The sequence below is a fragment of the Treponema saccharophilum DSM 2985 genome (assembly GCF_000255555.1).
Lineage (GTDB): Bacteria > Spirochaetota > Spirochaetia > Treponematales > Treponemataceae > Treponema_D > Treponema_D saccharophilum.
In genome coordinates this window covers 19,528-27,839 of sequence record NZ_AGRW01000026.1, presented here as the reverse complement: position 1 = coordinate 27,839, position 8,312 = coordinate 19,528, and the positions used below count along the sequence as shown (strand labels likewise).

Here is an 8,312-nt window from a genome sequence, read left to right as displayed (position 1 = left end):
AACTAAGAACGAGGAAAATCTTCGCACCCCGGCCAATCCCGCCCCGGTAGGTACGCGCCCCGCGCGTGCCGGCGAACGCTTGCTCCGACCAAGCCGAACCAAGAACGAGAGAGCGATTGCAAGCGCGACCCCAGAACGAGGAAAATCTTCGCCCCCCGCGCCAATCCCGCCCCGGTAGGTACGCGCCCCCGCGCGTGCCGGCGAACGCTTGCTCCCACCAAGCCAAACTAAGAACGATAAACGACCAAGCAAGCGCACTGACAAATCCGTATTGTTTCATTAAAATGGGAGAATGTACCGTATTTATGTTGAACGGAAGCCCGGTTTTGATGCCGAGGCTGCCCGCATTTACTCAGAAATCACCGGATTTCTTGGAATCACAGGCGTAACGAAGGTCCGCTACCTGAACCGCTACGATATTGAGAACACGTCGGACGATGTTTCGCGTGTCGCCGCGAAGAGGATTTTTTCCGAGCCGCAGAGCGATGTCGTCTCCGAGACAGTCGAAATCCCGGCGGGAGATTCGGCGATTGTCTGGGAATACCTTCCCGGGCAGTACGACCAGCGTTCCGATTCCGCGGAGCAGTGTCTTTCGCTTCTGCGCGAGGCACTCAAGAATTCCGTGACGGTCGGAACGAAACCTCCGAGGGTGCGTTGTGCCAAGCTCGTCATCCTTTCCGGGGAAATCGCTGCGAGCGATGTCGAGAAAATCCAGAAATACCTGATAAATCCGGTCGACTCCCGCCTGACGGACGAGAGCATTCCCGAGACGCTTGAAATGAAGGCGGATGTTCCTGCCGACATTCCTTCCGTCGACGGGTTCATCAGCTTCGGCAAGAAGGAGCTTGAGGAATACAGGACGAGGATGGGGCTTGCGATGGATTTCGCGGACATCGAATTCCTCCAGAAGTATTTCAAGGGCGAGCGCCGCGATCCGACCGAGACGGAAGTCCGCGTTCTCGACACATATTGGTCCGACCATTGCCGTCATACTACGTTCAACACAATCCTCAAGGACATAAAGATTGAGAAGGGACCGTACCAGAAGTTGCTCAAGCAGTCCCTCAAAAATTACGAGGAAATGCACGCCGACGTATACCAGAAGCGCAAGGACAAGCCGCTCACCCTCATGGATATGGCGACAATCGGCGGAAAATATCTCAAAAAGCACGGGATGCTCGATGATATGGAAGTTTCCGCGGAAAACAACGCGTGCTCGATTTACATCGACGTCCATTACACGACGGGAGAGCCGACGGAGCGGTGGCTTTTGATGTTCAAGAACGAGACGCACAACCATCCGACCGAAATCGAGCCGTTCGGCGGCGCGGCGACTTGTATCGGCGGCGCAATCCGTGACCCGCTTTCAGGCCGCTCATGGGTTTACCAGTCGATGCGCATAACGGGCGCGGGCGACCCGACCGTTCCTCTTTCCGAGACGATGCACGGAAAACTTCCGCAGATGAAGATTGTCCGCGAGGCTGCGCAGGGATTCTCTTCATACGGAAACCAAATCGGCCTGACGACAGGGCAGGTCGCGGAAATCTACCATCCGGGATACGTCGCGAAACGTATGGAGCTCGGCGCTGTCATCGCGGCGGCTCCTGTCGATACGGTTATGCGCGAGGAGCCTGAGGCGGGGGACATAATCGTCCTCGTCGGCGGCGGAACGGGACGCGACGGAATCGGCGGCGCGACTGGCTCTTCAAAAGTCCACACGGAGAAATCCGTCACGACTGCGGCTGCCGAAGTTCAGAAAGGAAACGCGGTCGAGGAACGGAAAATCCAGCGGCTGTTCAGGAATCCGGCGGTGTCAAAGATAATCCGCCGCTGCAACGATTTCGGCGCGGGCGGTGTCTCAGTCGCGGTCGGCGAGCTTGCTCCGGGACTCGACATCAATCTCGATGCCGTTCCCAAAAAATACGACGGTCTCAACGGAACGGAGCTTGCGATTTCCGAGTCGCAGGAACGAATGGCGGTCGTCGTCAGGAAGGGCGATGTCGATTCGTTCATAAAAGCCGCGAACGACGAGAACCTCAACGCGGTTGTCGTCGCGACTGTCACCGACACGAACAGGCTCGTAATGAAATGGCGCGGAAAGACGATTGTCGACCTCGACAGGACGTTCCTCGATTCTGCCGGCGCGGAGCATGTCGCCAAGGCTGAAATCGAAAGCCCCGCACCCCAGCGCGAGTCCCCGCTCGTCCGTCCGCTCGAATCCGTCGAGAAGGTGCTCGGGCCGTGCGCGTCGGCGATGGGAGATTCCGCTTCCGAGCGTCCGACTGCCGAGCAGATTAGGGACGCGTTTGTCGCCAACATATCCGACCTCGCGTGCTGCTCTCAGCGCGGTCTGTGCGAGCGTTTCGACGGTTCCATCGGCGCGTCGACGGTTCTTTTCCCGTTCGGCGGAAAATATCAGGGAACGCCCGAAGCCGGAATGGCCGCGAAGATTCCCGTTCTCTCCCCGCGCGAGACTTCTACCGTCAGCCTCATGTCGTACGGCTTCGACCCGCGCGTGGCGAACTGGTCTCCGTGGCACGGCGCTCAGACTGCCGTCCTTTCCTCGCTCGCGAAAATCGCTTGTATCGGCGGAAAGGCGACGACGGCGCGCATGAGCTATCAGGAATTCTTCGGGCGCGCCGTTGACGAGAAAACATGGGGATACCCGACTGCGGCTCTCCTCGGCTCGGTCGATGCGCAGCGCGAGATGGGATGCGCGTCAATCGGCGGAAAGGATTCTATGTCGGGAACGTTCGAGCATATTAACGTCCCGCATACGCTCGTTTCTTTTGCCGTCGCGCACGACGAGGCGGAGAACGTCCGCTCGGGCGCGTTCCAGAAGGGCGGCGACCATCTTTTCCTCATCAAGGTTCCGTATTCCGAGGAGCTTGCGCCTGATTGGGATACGTTCAAGAAAAATACGGACGAACTTTACGAGCTGAACAAAGCCGGAAAGATAAAGGCGATGTATCCTGTCGGGGCGGGCGGAATCGCGGAGGCTGTCGTCAAGATGGCGTTCGGAAACCGCGTCGGCTGCCAGCTCACCGCAATCCCGTCGAGCTGCACCGCGGCTGGCGTCCATCAGAACGTCGTGAACTGCATCGCGGATTTGTTCACCCCGCTTTACGGCGCGATAATCGTCGAGACCGATGACGAGAAGTTCGACATGAACGACAAATTCGTAAACACAACGGTCGTGAAAATCGGAAACACGCAGAAGGACCCGATAATCTCGTTCGCGATGACGGGGCTCAACCCGCTCCCGTTCGTCGACATCCCGCTCAGCGACCTTGAGAAGGCGTGGGAATCGACGCTCGCGAAAGTGTATCCGCCCGTTTCAGGAAAAGAGAATGCGGCCGACCTTCCCGAGTTCGCGAAGGCGGAGCACAAATCGCTTTCCGAGGCGAGAAAATCGTTCACCGTGCTCGACAAGGCGAAGTCGAAGCCGCGCGTGATAATTCCCGTTTTCCCGGGCACGAACTGCGAATTCGACATGGCGCGCGCGTTCAACCTCGCGGGAGCCGATTCGCGCATTTTCGTTTTCAGGAACAGGACTGCGGAGGATTTGGAGAATTCCCTCGTCGGCCTGCGAAAGGAAATCGATGAGGCGCAGATTCTCGCGTTTGCGGGCGGATTCAGCGCGGGTGACGAACCCGACGGTTCCGGAAAATTCATCGCGAACGTAATCCGCGAGAAGAGAATCGCCGACGGCGTTACGGCGCTGCTTGATTCTCGGAAGGGACTCATACTCGGCATCTGCAACGGCTTCCAGGCGCTCATCAAGACGGGGCTTGTTCCGTTCGGAAAGATTATGGAGCCGTCCGCCGACATGCCGACGCTCACGTACAATACGATTCACCGCCACATTTCGCGCGTCGTCCGCACGAGGATGGTGAGCGCGTCGTCTCCGTGGGCGCTTGATTCGACCGTGCTTGACCCGCGCCCGCATTACGTTCCCGTAAGCCACGGCGAGGGCCGCATCATAATCGACGACGTTCTTGCGAAGAAGCTTTTCGAGAACGGGCAGGTGTACAGCCAGTATTGCGACGAGAACGGAAATCCGACTCTTTGCGAGCCGGACAACCCGAACGGCTCGATGTTCGCGATTGAGGGTCTGACAAGCCCCGACGGGCGCGTGCTCGGCAAGATGGGGCACTCTGAGCGCACCGTCGGAAACGGCGAGGGCGGCTCAAGCGCCGAGCTGATAAAGAACATCGCAGGAAATCCGCTTTCAGAACCGAGCGGAAACTCTTGCCAGAACTTGTTCAGCGCCGGCGTGCGTTATTTCGGCTGACAACTGACTGGACGGGATGCCCGTTTTTGCGGGCGTTCCGTCCTCTCTTTGTTTTTGCGGGTATGCGGAAAATCAGCGGAACGTGCTGTTTTCCCGCCCGCGCTTTTGGTGAATGATAATGAAGAAACTTTTCACAGTGATTCTTGCCTCTTCCTCGCTCTTCCTTTTTTCCTGCGGGAACAAGCCATCGTGGCTTTCCGATTTTGACGACGCGATGGAAATCGCCGCGAAGTCCAGGCGGAACGTTTTCGTCACGTTCACGTCGGAAAGCGACGAGATTTCGTCGAAACTCGACGAGAACGCGTTCAGAAGCGAGAAATTCCTCGGAAAATACTCCAAGAAATTCGTTTTCGTGAACCTCGATTTCTCGAAACGCCTCGACGCGGAGAATCTTGCGGCGGACGCGAGCGCGGAGCAGAAGGCGGCTGCCGACAAGGTAATCGAGGAGACGGGCGCTGCGATGGACGTTGCCGAGCGGTATGCCGTCCGGAGCCTTCCGACGACGCTCGTCCTTTCCGGCGAGGGATACGTCATAACGGCGCTCAATTTCTTCGACATCCGCGAGGATTTCGACCCGAACATGAATCCGGAATCCACGAGAATCGAGGATGTCGTCGATATATACGACGAGGAGCAGATAAACAAGACGATGGACGAAGCCGTGGCGAAAAGCGATGAATTCGACGCGCTTCTGAAAATCGCGGAGAAGGGAAGCGACGATGCAAAAATCGACGCGATAAACGAAATCTTCGACAACACGGATTTTCCGTACCGCGCGCTTCTGAAACCGCTCAGCGAGCGTGTCGTCGCGCTTGACCCAAAAAACAAGTCGGGCGCCGTTCCCAAGCACGTCATGTCGATTGCGAACGCCGACGCGATTGCCGCGGGGCAGGATTCGGAAAAAGTGTGCGCCGTGTTCGTGGCAGCCGCGGAAAATCCCGTCCTCGACATAAACGACAGGCAGCTGATGTATTATCAGGCGGCAATGTCGCTGATGTCGTTGGGCGGCGACAGCGGCCGCACGAAGGAGCTTTTGAAGAAAAGCCTCGACGCGGCTCCGCAAAGCGAATCCGCGTCCCTTATCTCAAGCGTAATCGAGCATCTTGACTCCGCGCTTGCTGCCGAGCTCGACAGCGACCAATAGGAAACTGCTTTGGGGCGGAGTAAAATCCTCCGTTCCGGGGTGCGATTGGATGGTTCGCGGATTCGTCCGCGCATTCCTCTCGTTTGATTAGACCTGTTCGATAGCTTCGTTATCGCTCATGTCGACGAGCTCAAAAACGTGCAGATAGCATGTTTTTGAACATTGGATTTTAAGGTAACCTGTTTTGGAACTGAGTTTTCCGAACAGGTTTATTGAAGAAAAATCTGGGGGATTTTTTTTAGACTTATGGACGACCCTTCGGGTAATAGTATTCTTTCTCTTGCGATACTTGTTGTTGCGGCGACGACATTCGTCGTTTTCTCGCTGCTTTTTTCCGCCAGCGAAAGCGCGTTCCTCGCGCTGAACAAGCTGCGCGTCCACTTTCTGAGGCAGAAGGGCGACAAAAAAGCGATTCGCGCAGGAAAACTGCTCGACAAGAAGGAGGAGCTTCTGAACATGCTCCTCGTCGGGAACGAAATCGTGAATGTCGCTCTTTCCGTCGTTCTCACATCCGTTTTTATCGAATTGTTCGGTGCGAAGGGACTCGGAATCGCCACCGCAATCTCGACGGTTCTTCTCCTCATATTCGGCGAGATAACCCCGAAAAGCGTCTCGACGCGCCATCCCGAGGGCGTCGCGTTCGGGCTTTCCGGCTTCGTGACATTTTTCTTCTGGCTTTTGCGGCCGCTCGTCATCTTCTTCACTTTCATATCGAGGAAAATTCTCCGGCTTTTCGGAATCGACACGCGCCGCACGAACGTCTCGTTCACCGAGGACGAAATCAAGACGTTCATCGATGTCGGCGGCGAGGAAGGCGTGCTTGAGACGGACGAAAAGAAGATGATGAGCCGCGTTTTCCGGTTTTCCGACCTCGCTGCCGTCGACATAATGATTCCGCGCAGGAACATAATCGGGATAACGGAGGACATTTCGTTCCGCGACATCATCATGCTGTCGGAGAGGCGCCGCCTTTCGCGCTTTCCCGTCTACCGCGGCGATTTGGACAATATCGTCGGCGTCCTGTACGTGAAGGACTTGCTTTTCTATTCCGGGCAGCGCGAGGATTTCCGCGTGGAGTCGGTGATGCGCCCGCCGATTTTCATTCCCGGCACTATAAAGATGAGCCAAATCCAGAAGCTCCTCCACGAGCAGAAGCAGAATTTCGCCATTGTCATCGACGAATATTCCGGAACGGACGGAATCCTCACGAGCGAGGACATCGCGCGCGAGATTTTCGGCGGCATTTCCGACGATTTCGAGAAAAAAGGTTGGGCGACTTCCGTTCAGTCCGAGAATATCGAGAACTTCGACGACACCGTGCTCGACGGTTCGACGCGGCTTATCGACCTTGAGGAGCGGCTGCGCATAAAGCTCGATTCGAATATGAACGAGACGATAGCCGGATTCATCCTGGAGAAGCTCGACCGCATGGCGATTGTCGGCGATTCAGTGGAAGTTTCGGGATACGTTTTTGAGGTCGAGAAAATCGAGGGGCTCCGCATTTCGAAGGTGCGCTGCGTGAAGAATTTCAACGACGAGCAGGAGGACGAGAATGCTGACGTTGCTGACTGACGTGATTCTTCCTTCCGTTGCCGTTCTCATCCTCGTCGCAATCGTGGCGTTTTTCGCTTCGAGCGAGACGGCATTCCTTTCGATTACGCGGATGACGCTTCGGCAGATGCTCAAAAGCGACGACCCCGCGAAAAAATCGACTCCGGCAAAGAAAATTTCGTTCCTCAAAAAGGACATGAACAAGCTCCTTTCGCTCATCCTCATAGGGATAAATTTCATAACGTCGCTCGCGTCGGGGCTTGCCGCGACTGTCGCGATAAAAATAGCGGGCGAGGCGGGAAGCGCCGTCGCGACGTTCGTGATGGTGTTCATCCTCATCATTTTCGGGGAGATAACGCCGAAGACGTTCGCCGCCGTCTATCCCATAAAAGCCGCCTCGATTTTTGCCGGCCCGCTCATTCTTCTTGAGAAAATTCTTTTTCCGCTCGTGTGGATTTTCGCGAAGATAACGGACTCGCTCACGTTCGTCCTGAACGCGCTGTGGAAGGACGACAAGAACCTCATCACGGAGGAGGAGCTGAAATCGCTTTTCGAGGTCGGCGAGACGGAGGGAACGCTCGAACACAACGAGAAGAAGATGCTCTACAACATTTTCGATTTCACCGACCTGCACATCCACGACATAATGCGCCACCGCTCGCTCGTCAAATTCATCCCGAGCGACGCGACGTTCGATGAGGTCGTCAAGATTTTCGCGGAGACGGGCTATTCGAGGATTCCCGTTTGCGACGGGGAATTCGACAACGTGAAGGGAATGGTCTACTACAAGCATCTTCTGATAAAGTCGCGCTACAAGGATTCGCCGAATTTCATGACGAAGGTCATCCGCCCCGTGATTTACGTCCCCGAGACGCTTATGGCAACGGAGCTTCTGGCGAAATTCAAGAAGGAGCAGACGAATTTCGCCGTGGCAATCGACGAGAACGGCTCGAACATCGGAATCGTGACGATGGACGACATCATGCGCGCTGTGTTCGGCAGGAGCGTCCACGAGGATTCGCCGGAAACCGCCGCCGAATTCAGAATCCGCCCCGTATCTCCCGTCGAGTACATAGTTCCCGGGGACGTGAAGATGGACGACGTGAACGAAATCCTCGACCTCGACATGGAGTCCGAGAACTATGACACGGTTGCCGGCTGGGTTCTTGAGAACGTGGACGCGCTTCCGGAAGTCAAGCAGTCAATCGTGCGCGACGGGATAACGTACACTGTGGAGGAGATGGAGATGCGCCGCATAAAAAGCGTCCGCATAAAACTGCTCGTCCCGCCGCAGGGAAAGCGCTGATTTTGCAAAAAGCCATA

Annotated in this window: 4 protein-coding genes; all 4 read left to right on the top strand. The window is 56.3% G+C overall.

The annotated features are described in order from the left end of the window. Positions 1–292: 292 nt before the first annotated feature. The gene (locus tag TRESADRAFT_RS01105; protein ID WP_002702027.1) at positions 293–4,294 is read left to right on the top strand and encodes a phosphoribosylformylglycinamidine synthase; all 4,002 of its coding nucleotides are present in this window, start codon (positions 293–295) and stop codon (positions 4,292–4,294) included. 118 nt (positions 4,295–4,412) lie between these two features. After that, complete coding sequence (locus TRESADRAFT_RS01100; RefSeq protein WP_159100016.1) at positions 4,413–5,438, top strand: thioredoxin family protein; 1,026 nt, start codon at positions 4,413–4,415, stop codon at positions 5,436–5,438. Between the two features lie 246 nt (positions 5,439–5,684). Next, complete coding sequence (locus tag TRESADRAFT_RS01095; protein ID WP_002702023.1) at positions 5,685–7,010, top strand: hemolysin family protein; 1,326 nt, start codon at positions 5,685–5,687, stop codon at positions 7,008–7,010. Beyond that, positions 6,991–8,295, top strand: a complete 1,305-nt coding sequence (locus tag TRESADRAFT_RS01090) for a hemolysin family protein (protein ID WP_002702021.1) — start codon at positions 6,991–6,993, stop codon at positions 8,293–8,295. The genes TRESADRAFT_RS01095 and TRESADRAFT_RS01090 overlap by 20 nt, the downstream gene beginning before the upstream one ends. The last annotated feature ends 17 nt before the right edge of the window (positions 8,296–8,312 follow it).

Bases quoted from the DNA above. Each gene is read 5' to 3' on its own strand.
- TRESADRAFT_RS01105 (WP_002702027.1), top strand. From the start codon at position 293: ATGTACCGTATTTATGTTGAACGGAAGCCCGGTTTTGATGCCGAGGCT.
- TRESADRAFT_RS01100 (WP_159100016.1), top strand. From the start codon at position 4,413: ATGAAGAAACTTTTCACAGTGATTCTTGCCTCTTCCTCGCTCTTCCTT.
- TRESADRAFT_RS01095 (WP_002702023.1), top strand. From the start codon at position 5,685: ATGGACGACCCTTCGGGTAATAGTATTCTTTCTCTTGCGATACTTGTT.
- TRESADRAFT_RS01090 (WP_002702021.1), top strand. From the start codon at position 6,991: ATGCTGACGTTGCTGACTGACGTGATTCTTCCTTCCGTTGCCGTTCTC.